A 17,022-nucleotide genomic window follows, 5' to 3' on the forward strand; every position below is an offset into this window, starting at 1 on the left:
GTCAGTTCAGGATCCGGTCACCGGCGCGCAGCAGTGCGCTGGGCAACTCGTGTCCGACGACGGATTGCGCGACGCGGGCGGCGTCGATGGCGGACGGCAGGTCGACACCGGTGTCGATCCCGCTGTCACGGAGCAGGTAGGCCAGGTCTTCGGTGGCGATGTTGCCGCTGGCGCCGGGGGCGAACGGGCAGCCGCCCAGGCCGCCGACCGAGGAGTCCAGCCGCCTGACCCCGGCGGCGACCGCGGCGTAGGCGCTGGCCAGGCCGGCCCCCCGGGTGTTGTGGAAATGGGCGCCCAACGGCAGCTCGCCGATGCGCGGCAGCACCTGGTTCACCAGGACGGTCACCCGCCCGGGCGTGGCGGTACCGATGGTGTCCGCGATCGCCAACCGGTCGGCACCGGAATCGCAAGCGGCGTCGACGATGTCGAGCACCCGCTGGGTCGGCGTCGGCCCGTCGAAGGGGCAATCCCACGCGGTTGCGATGATCACCTCGACACTGACGCCGGAATCGTGGGCGATCGCCACGATGTCGGCGATCTGCGCGGTGGCCTCCGCGCTGCTGCGCCCCACGTTGGCCCGGCTGTGACCGTCGGCCGCCGATACCACGTATTCCACCGACCGCAGTCCCGCCGCGATCGCCCGCTTGGCGCCGTTGGCGCTGGCCACCAACGCCGAGAATTCGATGTCGGGATAGTCGCCCAGGTGGGCCGCCAGCTCGGGTGCGTCGGCCAGTGCCGGCACCTTCGACGGCGAGACGAACGCGGTGGCCTCGACCTCGCGGACGCCGGTTGCCGCGATCGCGGCCAACAGTTCGAGCTTGGCGCTCAACGGAATCGGCGCCTCGATCTGCAGACCGTCGCGCAGCGCGACTTCGCGGATCGTGACGTGCGAGGGCAGCGTGGTCACAGCACCCCCTGGAATTCCAGGTCGGCGATCTCGTTGGCCTTGAGCCCCAGCAGGTCGCCGTACACCTCGCTGTTGTGTTGGCCGGGCCGCGCGGGGCCGGCATTGCGGACACTACCCGGGCTCTCCGACAGCACCGGAATGACGCCGGGTCCCAGCACGTTTCGGCCGATGCCTTCGTCGTAGTGTTCGACCAGCATGCCGCGGGCCTGCAGCTGCGGATCGCGCACCACCTCGGCGACGGTGTTGATCGGCCCGCTGATGACACCGGCGGCACTGAGGGTGTCGATGACGTCATCGGGCTGACGCTGGGCGGCCCAGTCGCCGATGATCTTGTCCAGCTCGTCCTGGTTGCGGCCGCGTGCCACGTGGTCGACGAACCGGTCGTCGGTGGCCAGTTCGGGTTGGCCCATCGCTGCGCACAGCCGGCGGAACACGGTGTCCTGATTGGCGGCGATCACCACCCAGCTGCCGTCGGCGGTGCGGTAGATGTTCGACGGCGCAATGCCTTCCAGCCGGGTGCCCGACGGTCCGCGCACGATGCCGCCGACGTCGTAGTCCGGGATGGTGGATTCCTGGATGGCCAGGCACGCTTCGGTCAGGGCGGCGTCGACGACCTGCCCCTCGCCGGTGACGGTGCGCCGGTAGAGCGCAGCCAGCGCGCCCTGTGTGGCGAACATTCCGGCCAGGCTGTCGCCCAGCGACAGGGCCAGCCGCGGCGGGGGACCGCCGGGGAAGCCGTTCATATGGCGCAGGCCGCTGGCGGCCTCGGCCACCGACGCGTAGCCGGCCTTGTTGGCGTCCGGTCCGGTCTGACCGTAGCCGGAGATCCGGACCAGGATGATGCCCTTGTTGTGTTGGCGCAGAACGTCATAGCCCAGCCCCCACTTCTCCAGGGTGCCGGGGCGGAAGTTCTCGACGATGATGTCGGAACGTTCGACGAGCTTGAGGAACAGCTCACGGCCGCGGGGCTCGCGCAGGTTCAGGGTGATGCACTTCTTGTTGCGCGCGTGCACGGTCCAAAAGAAGTGGTGCCCGTCGATCTCGGCTTGCCCCCAGGTGCGGATCGGGTCGGGGGAGCCGGGCGGTTCGATCTTGACGACCTCGGCGCCCATGTCGCCGAGCAGCCGGCCGGCGAACGGTCCGGAGATCAGCGTGCCGACTTCGATGACCCGGATACCGTCGAGTGCGCCGGTGGGTGGCGCGGTGTTTCGGCTCTTGCTCCTGCGCTCGGGTTCCATCTAGTCCGCCTTCGCGAAATCGTGTCGCACCAACCAGTCGGTCACCACGCCGACCGCCCTGGCCAGCGTCTCACGCTGGTCGGGACCGGAGTAGTAGTGGTTGGCACCGTCGATCTCGTGCATCTCCTTGTCCGGATGGCCGATCGCCTCGAACAGCCGCCGGGTGTGGCTGGGCGTGCATGCGTCGTCGGCGAGGTTTCCGATCACCAGCGAAGGCACCGTGATGTCCGCGCCGCACTGCACGCCGTCGCCGTTGGCATCGTCGTAGCTCCATTGCGACAGCCAGCTGCGCAGTGAGCAGAACCGGGCCAGGCCGATCGGACTCATGTTCACCACCGCAGGATCGCCCAGATAGCAGGTGCCGGGGGTGCGATCGTTGGGATCGACGGCGGGGTCGAGCCAGCGCGGGTCGGCCATGGTGCCGTGCACCACGAACGCGTACTCGGCTACGTCCGCGCCGGGGGCACCGCTGCCCTTCAGCTCGGCCAGTTTCGCCTTGACCCACGCCGTGATCCGGCGGTTGCGCTCGATCTGCGCCCGGCGGTAGCGGGCCAGGAACTCGGCGGTGTACGGCGGCTGGTTGGGGTTGTCCGGGTTGTAAAGGTCGAGTTCGGGATCGCGCTTGGTGGGGTCGGACTCGTCGAGGATCGAGGCGTCCAGCCACTCGGTCAGCGTGCCGTGGCGGCTGATGTGCGCGGCCAGCAGCATGATGCCGTCGGCCGGGATCAGGCCCAGCGTGGTCAGGTCGGGGCCGTCGCCGGACGGGCTGGCGGTGACGGTCGGCTTCTGCGCCTGCTGCTGGTAGAACATCGACAGCGAGCCGCCGCCACTCCAGCCGGCCAGCACCACCTTCGAGTAGCCGAGCCGGTTCTTGGCGTCCTTGATCGCCTCACCGAGATCCTGGACCACCTTCTCCATCAGCAATGCGGAGTCGGTGCCGCGGAATCGGCTGTTGCAGTAGATGACGTGGTGGCCGGCACGGGCCAGTGCGTTGATCATCGGCAGGTAGGCGCCGCCGCCGATCGGGTGCATGAACACCAGCACGGTGTCGGACGGCTCGGTTGGCTTCAGCAGATAGCTTTCCAGGACCACCAGCTCGGCGACGCCGCCGTAGACGTCACGAACACCCGAATCATTCTGGTAGGCAATGAGATACGGGATCCGCTCGTAGGCCCGCTTCGCCGGAGTCGCCATCTCAGTGCTGCCCGAGATCATTGGCCAACACCTCGGCCGACGGAACGAGTCGCTGCCGGGTGTCGATGGCGATGACCTGCCAGTCCACGCTGGTGTAGTCGTCGAACTTGCGCCGGGCACGTTCCCGGGCCTTCTCCGGCGCGCCGTGATGAACGCCCTGGGGCGCGTGGCTGATCAGTCCCGGCGGCATCGGGATGCCGTACAGGGAGCCGCCGTGGAAGAACGCGATCTCGTCGAAGTCGACGTTGCGGTGATACCAGGGCGTGCGTTCAGTGCCGGGGACGGTCTCGGCCGGCTTGGGCAGGAAGTTGCAGACGTAGACGCCGGTCGCCTCCATGAAGAGATGGACCATCGGCGGCAGGTGCACGCTGTCCGAGGTGATGACGTTGTAGTCGGCGATATTGAAGGTGAACGCGTAGTTGTCCCCGCGCCAACCCTCGACGTCGATCGGGTTGTGCGGATAGCTGAGTGTCGTCGTCTGCACGCCGTCGATCGGGCGGTGGTAGAGCCGCACCTCGTATTCGTCGCGGCCGTCGTCCTCGATAGCTTCCGGTTCGGGAATCACGGCCTGCGACGGGTCGAAGGGCCAATGCCTGCCCAGCGGGCCTGCCGGGGGCACCCGGAACTCGTCGGTGGCCTCGATGATCAGCCAGGTGCTATCGGTAGTTGGCAGCTGCCGCCACGTGCACGCCTTGGGCAGGTATATCCAGTCACCGGTGCGGTAGCTCAGTGGCCCGAACTCGGTCTCCAGGCGACCGGAGCCCTGGTGGACGAAGCACAACAGGTCACCGTCGATGTAGCGGACATAGAAGGGCATCTCCTGGCTGCGCCGGCTCAGCGAAATGCGGCAGTCGGAGTTGGAGAACAGCAGCAGCGGGGCCCCGGCCGCGTCCGTGGCGTCACTCGGTTTGAGCTCACTTGCCAGGACATCCACAGGTCGCAACGGGCCGGTGGCGCGAAATTCCGTGGGATCGTTACGCCGGTAGATGTTGGCCGTCCGTCCGGTGAACCCACCCCGGCCTAATTCGTCGTCCTTGAGGCCGTCCAGGTCGGCGTGAACTCGCCGAGGAGTCTTGCCTTTGCGCAGGTGAGTGAACGATTCCATGGAATCTCCCGAGGTGGGCGAGGGGGTGTGAGCGTCCAGAAAACTAAAAGTGACATTAGTTTTCGTTTGAGGCGCTGACAAGGGTCGAAACGCGAATGCGCCACGCCGTGGACTTTCACACCCTCGTGACAACGTGTTTTACTCGTCTCTGCAGTCCCAACAAGCGGGGTCATAGAAAGCTGGGGTGGATTGGTGAAATCCCTGTTCGACAAGGTGCGCGGTTTGCCGCGTCGATTCGCAATCGTCGCCGTTGTGGTGGCGGCTCTGCCGGGCCTGATCGGCCTGGTGGGCGGTTCGGCAACGGCAGGAGCGTTCTCGCGCCCCGGCCTACCGGTGGAGTACCTGGATGTGCCGTCGGCCGGTATGGGCCACAACATCCGCATTCAGTTCCAGAGTGGTGGCCCGAACTCTCCTGCTCTCTACCTTCTGGACGGCCTTCGCGCCCAGGACGACTACAACGGCTGGGACATCAACACCCCGGCGTTCGAGTGGTACTACCAGTCGGGCCTGTCGGTCGTCATGCCGGTCGGTGGGCAGTCCAGCTTCTACGCCGACTGGTATTCGCCGGCCTGCAGCAAGACCGGTTGCCAGACCTACAAGTGGGAGACCTTCCTGACCCAGGAGCTGCCCCAGTGGCTGTCGGCCAACCGTCAGGTGAAGCCCACCGGCAGCGCAGCCGTCGGTCTGTCGATGGCCGGCTCAGCATCGCTGATCCTGTCGGTCTACCACCCCGAGCAGTTCGTCTACGCAGCGTCGCTGTCGGGCTTCCTGAACCCGTCCGAGGGTTCGTGGCCGTTCCTGATCAACATCTCGATGGGTGACGCCGGTGGCTTCAAGGCCAACGACATGTGGGGACCCACTCAGGATCCGAACAGCGGCTGGCAGCGCAACGACCCGATGGTGCAGATCCCCAAGATCGTCGCCAACGGCACCCGCATCTGGATCTACTGCGGCAACGGCAAGCCCAACGAGCTCGGTGGCGGCGACGTGCCGGCCACGTTCCTCGAGAGCCTGACCATCCGCACCAACATCACCTTCCGCGACAATTACCTCGCGGCCGGTGGCACCAACGGTGTGTTCAACTTCCCGGACAACGGCACGCACAACTGGGCGTACTGGGGCCGTGAACTGCAGGCCATGAAGCCGGATCTGCAGCGCGTTCTCGGCGCAGCCTGAGACAACTAGTCGAAAGCGGGCCGTCGGCAATAGCCGGCGGCCCGCTTTCGTATGTCGGGCACCGTTGTGCGGGGGAGGGTGCACCCCTAACATGGACAGGTGTCCAGACAACTGTCGGATGAGGGTGCGCACACCGTCCACCGGGTGACCTGCCCGCTGTGCGAGGCTATGTGCGGCCTTCGCGTCAGCGTCAGCAACGGCCAGGTGACCGACATCCGCGGCAATCCCGACGACGTCTTCTCGGCCGGCCACATCTGTCCGAAGGGCACGGCGCTGGGTCACCTGCACACCGATCCCGACCGGCTGCGCACTCCGATGGTCAAGCAGCCCAATGGAACCCATGTCGCCGTCTCATGGGACGAGGCGTTCGCCGAGGCGGAGCGCGTCCTTCGGCCGATCCTCGACACCGACGGCGCCCGGGCCGTGTCGGTCTACGTCGGCAACCCGGTGGCCCACAACCTCTCGCTGGCCACCTACATCGGTGCAGTGGTCGGGATGGGCGCCGCAGCGGGCATGGGCGCGTACTACTCGCCGGGCACCGTCGACCAATGGCCGCTGAATGTGGTCGGCACACTGCTGTTCGGGGGCATGTGGAACGCGCCGATCCCGGACCTAGAACGCACCGATCACCTCGTCGTGATCGGCGCCAATCCGGCTGCCTCCCAAGGGTCGATGCTCTCAGCACCCGATGTCGTGGGCCATCTCGCGGCGATCCGTCGCCGCGGTGGTTCGGTGATCGTGCTCGACCCCCGGCGCACCGAGACCGCCCAACGCGCATCCGAATGGGTGCCGATCCGTCCGGGTACCGACGCGCTGGTGTTGTTCGCGATCCTGCGCACCCTGGCCGCGGACGGACTGCTGCGCGACCACCCGCATCTGCATGGCAAGGTGCAGGGTCTCGACGAGGTGATTGCCCTCGCCGAGCCGTTCTCCCCGGAAGCGGTCGCCGGGCCCAGCGGCATACCGGCACCGGTCATCCGCAGGCTCGCCCACGATCTGGCCGCGGCGTCGAATCCTGTGCTGTACAGCCGGATCGGGGCGTGTACCCAGGAGTTCGGCACCCTGGCCACCTGGCTGGTGTTCGTCCTCAATGCGGCATTGGGAGCCGTCGACCGGCTCGGGGGAGCGGTCTTCCCGGCCCCCGCGGTGTACTCGCCGATGTTCATGAAGCCGCCCGACCAGACCGGACCCCGTTGGGAGTTCGGCAGGTTCGCCTCGCGGGTGCGCGGAGTCGGTGAGGTGCTGGGCCAGTACCCGGTGAGCTGTCTGGCCGAGGAGATCACGACGCCGGGCGACGGCCGCATCCGCGGACTGATCACGGTTGCCGGCAACCCGGCCGTTTCGGCCCCGGCTGCCGGGCGCGTCGGCGAAGCGCTGGCGTCACTGGATGCGCTTATCTGCGTGGACAATTGGCTCAACGAGACCACCCGGCACGCGCACGTCATCTTTCCGGGACTCTCCCCGCTGGAACGCCCGCATGCTGACGACCTGTACTGGATGTACGCCCTGTCGTCGTGTCTGAAATGGTCCGAACCGGTGTTCGCGACCGACACCGCACGGCCGGCGGAGTGGGAGGTGTTGCTGCGGCTGGCCGGCGCGCTGCTGGGGACACCGGTGCCCGAGGTCGACGTGGCGGCGATGGATGACCTGTACACCGGGGGACTGGTGGCCACCATGTGCATGCAGCCCGGAACACCGCTGAGTGGGCATGACCCCAACGAGGTGATGGAAGTACTGAAAGGGCAAGGCCCGGAACGGATCTACGACCTCTACGTGCGGAGCGGCCCGTGGGGTGACGGCCTGGGGACCAGGCCGGGCGGTCTCACCCTGGACTCGCTGCGCGCCCACCCCGATGGCCTGCGCCTCGCTGAGCTCGAGGGCGGCCGCCTGGACGCCGCGGTGAGCACCCCCTCGGGCGCCGTCGAACTGGTGCATGACATCTTCGTCGATGACGTGCCCAGGCTGCGTGCCCGGCTCGACCGGGCTGACGACACCCTGGTGCTGACCAGCAGGCGGCATCTGCGGTCCAACAACTCGTGGCTGCACAACGTGCCGTCGCTGATGCGTGGGCGCGATCGGTGCACGCTGCTGATCCATCCCGACGACGCGAGCGGAATCGGTCTCAGCGACGGTGATGTTGCCGAAGTCAGCACCTCGGAGGGCAAGGTCTCGGTACCCATCGAGGTCAGCGACGACATGATGCCCGGGGTGGTGTCGCTGCCGCACGGGTGGGGTCACGGCCAGCCGGGCACCCGCCTGGGTGTGGCCAATGCTCACCCCGGGGTGAACTCGAACCTGCTCAACCCGCCGGACCTGATCGACGTCCCCAGTAACACGCAGGTCGTCAACGGCGTGCCCTGCCGGGTGCGCCCTTGTGCGAGTGGCTAGTCGCTGACTGAATCGGCCAGGCGATTCAGGAGTTCGGTGAGCAGCACCTGCTCCTTTGTCGACAGGACGCCCAACAGTTCGTCCGCCGCCGCGGTGTAGGCCACCGCCCAGGCGTCGGCCTGACGGCGGCCGGCCGCGGTGGTCTGCAGAAGCGTCACGCGCCGGTCGGAGTCGTCGGCGCACCGTTCGACCAGCCCCTCACGGACCAGTGCATCGGTCAGGGTGGATGCGGTGCCCTGGGTGACGCCGACCGCGCGGGCCAGATCGGTGAGCCGCACCGGACCGCACCGGTTCACCTCGAATAGGAGCTTCGATCGCGGGGTAGACACTCCGTGATCGCCGAGCCGCTCGTCGAGCGCGCGTACCAGGGTCTTGCCCGCGCGCCCGAATGCATCGGCGAGTTGGGCGGCCCGGGAGTCGGCTCCGGGTGCTGATTGCGGAATCTGACCTCACCTCCTGGGGTTGACAAGGAGCGTACCGCCCTCGCAATATAGTTTGAGATCAAATCATTCGACATCAATGGATATCAACGAGAACGGAATGGTCCATGCCACACTTCCCACTCGCCGGATTCAACGTCCATCGCATCGGGTTCGGCGCCATGCAGCTGCCAGGGCCCGGAGTCTTCGGCCCGCCCAAAGACCGCGACCAGGCTTTGGCGGTGCTGCGCCGCGCGGTCGACTCCGGCGTCGACCACATCGACACCGCGCAGTTCTACGGACCGGACGTCGCCAACGAACTGATCCGCGAAGCGCTACACCCGTACCCGGACAACCTGGCCTTGGTTAGCAAGGTGGGGGCACGCCGCGACGAAGCCGGTGACTGGCTGCCCGACGCCGAACCGGACCGGCTACGCGCCGGGATCGAGGACAACCTGCGCAGCCTAGGCGTCGACCACCTTGCCGCGGTCAACCTGCGGGTACTCGGTGAGGACGAACCCAGCCAGCTGTTCACCGACCAGATCGGCGCCATGGTGCAGGCCCGCGACGACGGGCTGATCGGCGGAATCGGGCTGAGCAACGTCAGCTACGAACAGTTGTTACACGCACTGGACATCACCGAAATCGCCTGTGTGCAAAACCCGTTCAACCTGGTCGACCGGTCGTCGCAGTCCGTGCTCGACGAGTGCATCGCCCGCGATATCGCGTTCGTGCCGTTCTTCCCGCTCGGCTCGGCGTTCCACGACGTCAATCCCGTGCTGTCGCACCACCTGATCGAGCAGGCCGCGGACCGTTTGGGATACACCCCGGCCCAGATCGCGCTGGCTTGGACGCTCGGCGTTGCCGACAACGTGCTGCTGATCCCGGGCACGTCGTCACTGAGCCACCTCGAGGAGAACCTCGCCGTCGCCGACATCGAGATCGACGACCAGACCCGGCACGAGCTGAACGCCGTCGCCTGACTACTTCAGCTCGGTGGACGACATCCCGAGCAGCCGGCGGGCCACCACTAGCTGCTGGATCTGCTGGGTGCCCTCGAAGATGTCCAGGATCTTCGAGTCGCGCGCCCACTTCTCCAGCAGCGTCTGCTCGGAATAGCCTGCGGTGCCAGCCAATTCGACTGCTTTGAGAGTGATGTCGCTGGCGACCCTGGCGGCCTTGGCCTTGCCCATCGAGGCCTCTTTGGAGTTCGGGATCGAGTTGTCGGCCTGCCATGCCGATCGCACGGTCAGCAGGTAGCCGGCTTCCCAGTCGGCCTCCATCCGCAGGAACTCCGCTGCCGGTGCACTCTGGGCGTGCGCGGGCTTGTCGTAGGAGATCTCCACACCCGCCTCGGTCAGCAGCGTGCGCAGTTCCTCCAGCGCGGCGCGCGCCACACCGACAGCCATCGCCGCCACGATCGGGCGGGTGTTGTCGAAGGTCTCCATCACCCCGGCGAAGCCCTTTTCGACTTCGATCTCCGGGCTGCCGAGCAGGTTGTCCTTGGGAATGCGGACATTCTCGAAGCGGATCGCGGCGGTGTCGGAAGCCTTGATGCCCAGCTTGTGCTCGAGGCGCTCAACGGTGACGCCGGGGTACTCCCTCGGCACGATGAACGACTTGATCGCCGCGCGGCCCTTGGACTTGTCGAGTGTCGCCCACACCACGATGTGGCTGGCGCGCGAACCTGCTGTGACGTAGATCTTTTCGCCGTTGATGACGTACTCGTCACCGTCGAGCACGGCCGTGGTCGTCACCGCCGCGGAGTCCGAGCCGAACGACGGCTCGGTGATGGCCATCGCCGCCCAGACATTCTTGCCGAGCCGCGCGAGCTGCTCGTCGGTGGCCACTCCCGCGATCGCCGCGTTGCCGAGTCCCTGCCGGGGCACCGACAACAGCAATGCGATGTCACCCCAGGAGATCTCGAGCGAATTGAGCAGCGCGGACATGTTGCCGCCGTTGACGTTTCCCTTGGGGCCGTCCTCGCTGTCGCGGAACGCGTCGGTGCCCGCGAACGAGATCGTGTTGGCCTCCGAGAGGCCCTCGAACAGCGTGGCCAGGGTATCGAGCTCGACGGGGTAGGCGTGCTCACTGAGGTCGTACTTGCGCGAGATCGGGCGAAGCATCTCCGCGGCGGCCTGGTGTGCCTTCTCGATGACGGCTTCCAGCTTGCGCGGCATTTCCAGATTGATTGCCATGACAGTCTTTTCCGTTCGTCAGGAGAGGATCTAGAGGACCACGACACCCTCGGCGACGCCGATGGCCCGCAGATCGCGGTACCAGCGTTCGACCGGGTGTTCCTTGGTGAATCCGTGGCCGCCGAGCAGCTGGACGCCGTCCAGCCCGATCTGCATGGCCTTGTCCGTTCCGAGCTTCTTGGCCAGTGCGGCCTCGCGCGCGAACGGCAGGCCCTGCTCGGCCCGGGATGCCCCGCGCCAGGTGATCAGCCGCAAGCCGTCGAGTTCGATGGCGATGTTGGCGCACATGAACGCCACCGCCTGGCGGCGGGCGATCGGCTCGCCGAACGCTTCCCGTTCCTTGACGTAGGGGATGACGTAGTCGAGCACCGCGTGCGACGTGCCGACCGCCAGCGCGGCCCAGCCCAGGCGGGCCAGCGCGATGGCTTCGGAGTAGTCGCTGTCGGTGGCACCGTCCTCGCCGAGGCGAGCCGAGAGCGGGACGGTCACCTTGTCCAGTTCCACCTGGCCCAGCGCGGCGGCGCGGATCCCCATGCTGCGGTCGGCCTTCACCGATACGCCCTCGGTCGACGCCTCGACGATGAACAGCGCAGGCTTACCGTTGAGTTGTGCTGCCACGATGAACAATTCGGCTTCGGCAGCGGCAGGTACCAGCGACTTGACGCCGTCGAGACGGTAGCCGCTCGGGGTGCGCACCGCGGTGGTCTTCAGTGCGGTGGGGTCGAACAGGGCGTGCGGTTCGGCGATCGCCACACAGGCCTGCGGCACGCGCTCACCGGCGAACTCGGCAAGGTAGGTGGCCTGCTGGTCGGCGCTGCCCCAGTGGGTGAGAGCCGAGGCGACGCCGCCGGGCGCCAGGATCGGCAGGGCCAATCCCATGTCGCCGTAGGACAAGGCCTCGGCAACCAGTGCATTGGTGATCGTCGTGCGATGCTCGGCGATTCCGTCGAAGTCCTCGGGCACGTTGATCGCGGTGATACCGAGTTCGGCGGCCTTGGCGATCAGATCGGCGGGATAGGCGGCCGCCTCGTCAGCGTCGTGGGCGGCCGGCCGCAGGATCTCTTCGGCGAATTCCCGCACCGTCTCCAGGATCATCTTCTGGTCGTCGTCGGGGGTGAGGTCGAAGTAGTCGGCGCCACTGGGGCGCAGGCGAGTCGGCTCCTTGCCGATTCCCTGGATCTTCTTGAACTGGCGGGTGGTGGCGCCGGCGGTGGAGAAGGCCTGCTTGACGCCGTACTTGATGCCCCGGTTGAGGGGATCGCGCAGGTTGTAGCGGTCCAGGAATTCCTGACCCAGCAGGGGAGTGATGAGCGCCAGGCCGATGTCGGTGGCGGAGCGCTTGTGCTTGTAGGCGCCGACCGCACTGTCGCGGGCCCGCGCGCTTTTCGACGTGGAGGGAAGGGTGTTGGTCATATCGGCAGCCTCATAGGTGGTGGGCGGTGCTGATCAAGGTGACGCAACCGTATCTTACTCTGGAGTAAGGTACGAAGATCCTGTTAGCTATTTCACACGCCGGACAGGCTTGCGAGCACCGCGTCGTGAAGGAGGCCGTTGCTGGCCACCGCGTCCCCACCGTGCGGGCCGTCGGCCCCGGCCAGGCTGGTAAATCGGCCGCCGGCCTCGCGCACCAGGATGTCGAGGGCAGCCAGGTCCCAGAGCTTGACCTCGGGTTCGGCAGCGACGTCGACCGCACCCTCGGCCACCAGGCAATACGAGAAGAAGTCGCCGTAGCCGCGCACCCGCCACACCGCGTCGGTCAATCCGATGAAGTTCTCGCGCAGGCCACGCTCCGCCCACCCGGACAGGCTGGAGAACGACAGGCTGGCCGACGCCAGATCGGCGACACCGGACACGGTCAGTCGCCTCGGCTCGGCCCCGCCGGCGGCGGTGTAGGCGCCGAGTCCGGATCCGGCCCACCACCGCCGTCCCAACGCCGGTGCGCTCACCACGCCGACGATTGGCACGCCGTCGTCGAGCAGGGCGATCAGGCTGGCCCAGATCGGCACGCCGCGTACGAAGTTCTTGGTGCCGTCGATCGGGTCGATCACCCACTGCCTGCCACTGAATACGGCCGTCCCGCCGTACTCCTCACCGAGCACGGCGTCGTCGGGCCGCTGATCGGCCAGCACCCCACGTACGTCGGCCTCGACGGCCTGGTCGGCGTCGGTCACCGGGGTCAGGTCGGGTTTGGTGTCGATGCGCAGATCCAGTGCGCCGAACCGGTCCAGCGTGATCACGTCGGCCCGGTCCGCAAGAGCCAGTGCCACCGCCAGGTCATCACGTACGCCGCCGCCGCTCATAGCTGCAGTCCTACCATGGCTTGCATGTGGGAATTCGCGGTGCTGCTGCTGATCATTGGGGCGCTGGTCCTCGTCCTCGGGCCACGCTTGATGCGCAACCGCGGTCCGCGCGGCGAAATGGTGCAGGGCACGCTGCTGGTGACCGGGGTCAGCCCGCGCCCTGATGTCGAGGGTGAGCAGTTCGTCACGATCAGCGGCGTGATCAACGGTCCGACGGTCAACGAGCATGTCGTCTACCAGCGGATGGCCGTTGACGTCGGCAGCTGGCCGAGCATGGGCCAGCTGATCCCGGTGGTCTACTCGCCGAAGAACCCGGACAACTGGGTATTCGGCACGCGCCCCGACCCGCTGACCCCGCCACCTGCGCAGCCGTACAGTTAGGCCGCTGTAAGCCTCCGCAGCTGGCGCCAACGACAGGAATTCGATGTCCCAACCCCTTCCCGAGGGACTGCTCGACCTGCTGCGCCGGCCTAGCCCGTGCTTTCTGGCCACTCTGATGCCCGACGGATCGCCGCAGCTGACCGAGACGTGGGTCACCACCGACGGCGTTCACATCGTCGTCAACATCGTTGAGGGCATGCAGAAGGCGCGCAACCTGGCCCTCGACCCGCGCGTCGCCGTCAACGTCGTCGATCCGGACAACGTCTACCGGTACTACGCGATACGCGGTCGCGTGGTGTCGACGACGACCGAGGGCGGCCGGCAGAGCATCGACGAGATCTCGCACAAATACCTGGGGATCCCGTACCCGAACTTCAGCGGCAACCCCGACGAGACGCGCGTCATCGTCACCATCGCTGCCGATTCGATCACCCCGCCGGCTCGCGACTGAGAGTCACATCTAGGCATGCGGCGCCTGGTCGATGAGGCGGTCGATCACGGCCAGCAGTCCCTCGTCGACCTCGGTTCGGGTGCGCTGGCCGCCCAGTGCGCTCGACATCGCGTTGTAGTAGAGGCCGTCGCCGATCAATTTGATCGCGCGGGCGAGGTCACGGTCGCCGAGGGCCTCGTCGAGTGCGTTGAGCCACTGATCGGAGATCGACTCGATCGCGGCCCGCGCCCGCGGGTCACCGGCCTGCTGAAGCCGCGCGACGGCGACCAGGGTGCGGTCCAGCTGGGTATCGGCGTAGTGCGACGTGCGGATGTAGTGCCGGGCCGGTCCGTCGGCGGAATTGCGCATCTCGTCGACGTCGTCGGCCGCCAGCGCGACCAGCCGGTCGCACAGTGCTTCGGCGAGTTGGTCCTTGCTGGGGAAGTGGTAGAGAAGCCCGCCCTTGGACACCCCGGCTTTGGCGGCTACCGCCTCCAGCGTGGCGTGCCGTTCTCCGTCGATGGCGAGCACGTCGGCGTACGCGTCGAGAATGCGTTCGCGCGAGGTCGTCATCGCGCTGAGTTTAATTCGTTTTCGGACTGTACCGTCCGGACGGTACAGTTGAGGGCATCCAAACGATCTAGGAGTGATACAAGTGCGGGCCTACATGGAGCTCATCCGAGTGCCAGGTGTGGTGGGCGTGACCGCGTCGCAGCTGTTCGCGCGGCTGCCTCTCGGTCTGTTGTCGCTGGCCATCCTGCTGCACGTCCAGGAGCGGACCGGGTCCTATGCGATCGGTGGCGCGGTTGTCGCCGCCGCCAGCATCGGCGAGGCGATTGCGATGCCCATGACCGCGCGTCTGCTCGGCCGGATCGGCATGACGATCACCCTGCTGTCGGCAGCTTTGGTCAACGGAATCTCGATGGCAGTGCTGGCCTTCTCCCATGCCTCCTCGAGCGTGCTCATGGTGCTGGGATTCCTGGTCGGCGCGTCGGTGCCGCCGCTGCTGCCCGCCGTGCGGGCGCTATATCCGCAGATGGTTCCCGGTGAGGGACTGCGGGCGCTGTTCGCCCTCGATACCACCGCCCAGGAGCTCATCTGGGTGATCGGCCCGGTGGCCGCCACCTTCCTGGCGTCGGCGGTGTCGACGTCACTTCCGCTGCTGTTCTCCGGCGTCGTCACCGTGGTGGGAACCTGCTGGTTCCTGCTCAGTGCCCGGCGATTCCGGCCGCGGATCACCCGCAGCAGCGCAGCCTTCGGCAAGGTCCTCCGGCAGCCGTCGGTGATCCTGGCGATGGTCGCCAGCCTGGCGCTGGTGGCGTCGTTCATGGCCCTGGAGGTCGGTGTTCTGGCGCTGTTCGGCGAGGACAAGATCTCAGCCGGCGTGGCACTGGCCGCAGCCAGCGTGGGTTCTCTGGTCGGCGGAATCGTCCTGGGCCACCGTCGCCTCGGTGTGCGCGGGCTGACGCTGTCGTTGTTGGCAGTGGCCCTGGGCACCGTGATGTTCGGGCTGGCCGACAGCTACGTGCTGCAGCTTGCCGCGCTGTTCGCCTCGGGGCTGGGCTTCGCGCCGGCGCTGGCCGCGCTCTACGTCATGGTCTCGCACGAGACCGACGAGCAGTCCGCGGCAGAGGCGTTCGGATGGCTCAACAGCGGTGCGCTCGTGGGTGGCGCCATGGGTACGGCCCTGGGCGGCGTGATCGCCGATTCATCCGGCCCGTTCGGCGTCTTCATGGCGTCGGCGGCGCTGGCCGTGCTGGCCGCGTGCACCCCGCTGGTGGCCCGCAGCGCCGGACCGGTCAGCGGGCTGTCAGTCGGACCGGGGGTCGTCGAGGACGACGACCGCCTGTGCCGTACCAGCCCCTCGGCGTAGCCGGGCCTCAGCGGCGTCCGACGCGCAACATCTCGGCGACGTTGGCGATCTTCACCCGCGGCCGGCCGTGCGGTTCGCCCGCGGACCGCTCGTGCTCGTCGATGGCCCGCCAGTGGTCGTCGGTCACCAGGTGCGGCTGCCGTTGGGCCAGCCACTCAACCAGCTCGTCGCCGTGGTCGGGCCCGACCTCCCGCAGGGTGACACCGGCCAGCCCGGCAAGCAGCGTCTCGACGGTGTCCGCGGAGTCCTTCTTGTTGGATCCGATCACGCCCGAGGGGCCGCGCTTGATCCAGCCGACGACGTACTCGTGGGCGCGCCCGGCGATCCGGCCCTCCTGGTGGGGAATGGTGCCCGCGCCGTCGTCGAACGGCAGGCCCGGCACCGGGACGCCGCGGTAGCCGACGGCCCGGACCACCAGCTGCGCCGGCAGCGTCTCCCGCTCGCCGGTGTCCTTGGCCACCACCCTGCCGTCCTCGGCGAGCAACTCGTTGCGGCCCAGCACAATAGATTCCACCCGCTCGGCACCGAGGATCTCGATCGGTGAGGTGCGAAACCGGAACACGATGCGGCGGTGGCCCGCGTGCTGCTCGGCGGCGGCGTAGTCGCGCAACACCTTGATGTTGGCCCGCGCCAGCTTGCCTGCCGCCTCGGCGTCCTCGTCGGTGATGTCGGCCAGATCCGCAGGGTCGACCACCACGTCGACGCCATTGAGTTCGCCGAGCTCACGCAACTCCAGCGTGGTGAACGTCGACTGCAGCGGCCCGCGGCGACCCAGGATCACCACCTCCTCGACCCCGCGGTCATGCAGTGACTGCAGCGCGTGATCGGCGATGTCGGTATTGGCGAGTGCTTCGGGGTCGCTCACCAGAATCCGGGCGACGTCGAGTGCGACGTTGCCGACCCCGACGACGACGGCGCGGCCGCTGGAGATGTCCGGTGCCATCTCCTCGAAGTGTGGGTGCGCGTTGTACCAACCGACGAAGTCGACGGCCGCCACGCTTCCGGCCAGCTCCTCACCGGGGATGTGCAGTGCCCGGTCGGACTGCGCGCCTACGGCGTAGACCACCGCGTCGTAGCGTTCGGTGAGTTCCTCGGCGGTCACGTCCTGACCCACATTGAGGTTGCCGAAGAAGCGGAACCGGGGATCGCTCGACGTCTTCTCGAAGGTCTTGCTGATTGACTTGATCTTCGGATGGTCCGGTGCCACTCCGGAGCGGACCAGCCCCCACGGCGTCGGCAACATCTCGAGCATGTCCACGCGCACGTCGGGTCCGCCGCCGGCGACGGAGCCGTCGGCGAACCGCAGCAGCGACGCCGCAGCGAAGTATCCCGAGGGGCCTGCGCCGACGATCGCGACGTAGTAAGGACGCATCTTCGAACTCCTGTCCGGTCCGAACTGCTCGCGAGTGGGCT

General features: G+C 67.5%; 16 protein-coding genes. 6 read left to right on the forward strand and 10 right to left on the reverse strand.

The features are described from left to right. Nucleotide 1 precedes the first annotated feature (1 nt). The 4 genes from OG976_RS20610 to OG976_RS20625 are packed head-to-tail and all read right to left on the reverse strand — an operon-like array spanning nt 2 to nt 4,444. A complete protein-coding gene (locus OG976_RS20610; RefSeq protein ID WP_328352872.1) occupies nt 2–907 on the reverse strand; it encodes a hydroxymethylglutaryl-CoA lyase in 906 nt (301 codons plus the stop codon). Then, nucleotides 904–2,145, reverse strand: coding sequence for a CaiB/BaiF CoA transferase family protein (locus OG976_RS20615; protein ID WP_328352875.1), 1,242 nt, complete (start codon nt 2,143–2,145; stop codon nt 904–906). The genes OG976_RS20610 and OG976_RS20615 overlap by 4 nt, the downstream gene beginning before the upstream one ends. Beyond that, the gene (locus tag OG976_RS20620; protein WP_328352878.1) at nt 2,146–3,339 is read right to left on the reverse strand and encodes an alpha/beta hydrolase family protein; all 1,194 of its coding nucleotides are present in this window, start codon (nt 3,337–3,339) and stop codon (nt 2,146–2,148) included. A 1-nt stretch (nt 3,340) separates the two neighbouring features. Next, on the reverse strand, nt 3,341–4,444 hold the full coding sequence (locus OG976_RS20625; protein WP_328352881.1) for a homogentisate 1,2-dioxygenase: 1,104 nt from the start codon (nt 4,442–4,444) through the stop codon (nt 3,341–3,343). 192 nt (nt 4,445–4,636) lie between these two features. Between OG976_RS20625 and OG976_RS20630 the strand changes: the two genes are divergently transcribed. Both OG976_RS20630 and OG976_RS20635 read left to right on the forward strand, forming a co-directional pair. Further along, nucleotides 4,637–5,620 (forward strand): esterase family protein, encoded by a 984-nt coding sequence (locus tag OG976_RS20630; protein ID WP_328352884.1) that lies wholly within the window; start codon nt 4,637–4,639, stop codon nt 5,618–5,620. 99 nt (nt 5,621–5,719) lie between these two features. Next, nucleotides 5,720–8,008, forward strand: a complete 2,289-nt coding sequence (locus OG976_RS20635; protein ID WP_328352887.1) for a molybdopterin-dependent oxidoreductase — start codon at nt 5,720–5,722, stop codon at nt 8,006–8,008. Here the strand turns inward: OG976_RS20635 and OG976_RS20640 are convergent. Continuing rightward, nucleotides 8,005–8,337, reverse strand: a complete 333-nt coding sequence (locus tag OG976_RS20640; protein WP_328352889.1) for a MarR family winged helix-turn-helix transcriptional regulator — start codon at nt 8,335–8,337, stop codon at nt 8,005–8,007. The genes OG976_RS20635 and OG976_RS20640 overlap by 4 nt on opposite strands. 218 nt (nt 8,338–8,555) lie before the next feature. On the opposite strand from OG976_RS20640, the gene OG976_RS20645 reads away from it, so the two are divergent. Continuing rightward, entirely contained in the window at nt 8,556–9,410 is an 855-nt protein-coding gene (locus OG976_RS20645) for an oxidoreductase (protein ID WP_328352890.1), read from the forward strand. Here OG976_RS20645 and OG976_RS20650 read toward each other — a convergent pair whose 3' ends face one another. The 3 genes from OG976_RS20650 to hisN form a co-directional block, all read right to left on the reverse strand. After that, on the reverse strand, nt 9,411–10,625 hold the full coding sequence (locus tag OG976_RS20650) for an acyl-CoA dehydrogenase family protein (protein ID WP_328352892.1): 1,215 nt from the start codon (nt 10,623–10,625) through the stop codon (nt 9,411–9,413). Between the two features lie 30 nt (nt 10,626–10,655). Then, nucleotides 10,656–12,038 carry an acyl-CoA dehydrogenase family protein gene (locus tag OG976_RS20655; protein ID WP_328352894.1) on the reverse strand — a complete coding sequence of 461 codons (1,383 nt, stop codon included), beginning with the start codon at nt 12,036–12,038 and terminating at the stop codon, nt 10,656–10,658. Between the two features lie 92 nt (nt 12,039–12,130). Next, the gene (gene hisN, locus OG976_RS20660) at nt 12,131–12,925 is read right to left on the reverse strand and encodes a histidinol-phosphatase (protein ID WP_328352896.1); all 795 of its coding nucleotides are present in this window, start codon (nt 12,923–12,925) and stop codon (nt 12,131–12,133) included. A 24-nt stretch (nt 12,926–12,949) separates the two neighbouring features. Between hisN and OG976_RS20665 the strand changes: the two genes are divergently transcribed. Next, nucleotides 12,950–13,306: a DUF3592 domain-containing protein gene (locus OG976_RS20665; protein ID WP_328352899.1), complete on the forward strand. Its 357-nt coding sequence runs from the start codon at nt 12,950–12,952 to the stop codon at nt 13,304–13,306. A 43-nt stretch (nt 13,307–13,349) separates the two neighbouring features. Then, nucleotides 13,350–13,757 carry a PPOX class F420-dependent oxidoreductase gene (locus OG976_RS20670; RefSeq protein WP_328352902.1) on the forward strand — a complete coding sequence of 136 codons (408 nt, stop codon included), beginning with the start codon at nt 13,350–13,352 and terminating at the stop codon, nt 13,755–13,757. A 9-nt stretch (nt 13,758–13,766) separates the two neighbouring features. Here OG976_RS20670 and OG976_RS20675 read toward each other — a convergent pair whose 3' ends face one another. Continuing rightward, nucleotides 13,767–14,309: a TetR/AcrR family transcriptional regulator gene (locus OG976_RS20675; RefSeq protein ID WP_328352904.1), complete on the reverse strand. Its 543-nt coding sequence runs from the start codon at nt 14,307–14,309 to the stop codon at nt 13,767–13,769. A 127-nt stretch (nt 14,310–14,436) separates the two neighbouring features. Here OG976_RS20675 and OG976_RS20680 point away from each other — a divergent pair, with 127 nt between their 5' ends. After that, entirely contained in the window at nt 14,437–15,609 is a 1,173-nt protein-coding gene (locus OG976_RS20680) for an MFS transporter (protein WP_328352906.1), read from the forward strand. A gap of 7 nt (nt 15,610–15,616) precedes the next feature. On the opposite strand, the gene OG976_RS20685 is transcribed toward OG976_RS20680, so the two are convergent. Next, nucleotides 15,617–16,981, reverse strand: coding sequence for an FAD-dependent oxidoreductase (locus OG976_RS20685; protein ID WP_328352908.1), 1,365 nt, complete (start codon nt 16,979–16,981; stop codon nt 15,617–15,619). Between the last annotated feature and the right edge of the window lie 41 nt (nt 16,982–17,022).

The organism is Mycobacterium sp. NBC_00419 (genome assembly GCF_036023875.1).
Lineage (GTDB): Bacteria > Actinomycetota > Actinomycetes > Mycobacteriales > Mycobacteriaceae > Mycobacterium.

Excerpts from the sequence above, each read along its gene's own strand:
- OG976_RS20645 (WP_328352890.1), top strand. The coding sequence starts at position 8,556 with ATGCCACACTTCCCACTCGCCGGATTCAACGTCCATCGCATCGGGTTC.
- OG976_RS20685 (WP_328352908.1), bottom strand. The coding sequence starts at position 16,981 with ATGCGTCCTTACTACGTCGCGATCGTCGGCGCAGGCCCCTCGGGATAC.
- OG976_RS20620 (WP_328352878.1), bottom strand. The coding sequence starts at position 3,339 with ATGGCGACTCCGGCGAAGCGGGCCTACGAGCGGATCCCGTATCTCATT.
- hisN (WP_328352896.1), bottom strand. The coding sequence starts at position 12,925 with ATGAGCGGCGGCGGCGTACGTGATGACCTGGCGGTGGCACTGGCTCTT.
- OG976_RS20650 (WP_328352892.1), bottom strand. The coding sequence starts at position 10,625 with ATGGCAATCAATCTGGAAATGCCGCGCAAGCTGGAAGCCGTCATCGAG.
- OG976_RS20655 (WP_328352894.1), bottom strand. The coding sequence starts at position 12,038 with ATGACCAACACCCTTCCCTCCACGTCGAAAAGCGCGCGGGCCCGCGAC.
- OG976_RS20665 (WP_328352899.1), top strand. The coding sequence starts at position 12,950 with ATGTGGGAATTCGCGGTGCTGCTGCTGATCATTGGGGCGCTGGTCCTC.
- OG976_RS20670 (WP_328352902.1), top strand. The coding sequence starts at position 13,350 with ATGTCCCAACCCCTTCCCGAGGGACTGCTCGACCTGCTGCGCCGGCCT.
- OG976_RS20675 (WP_328352904.1), bottom strand. The coding sequence starts at position 14,309 with ATGACGACCTCGCGCGAACGCATTCTCGACGCGTACGCCGACGTGCTC.
- OG976_RS20615 (WP_328352875.1), bottom strand. The coding sequence starts at position 2,145 with ATGGAACCCGAGCGCAGGAGCAAGAGCCGAAACACCGCGCCACCCACC.
- OG976_RS20625 (WP_328352881.1), bottom strand. The coding sequence starts at position 4,444 with ATGGAATCGTTCACTCACCTGCGCAAAGGCAAGACTCCTCGGCGAGTT.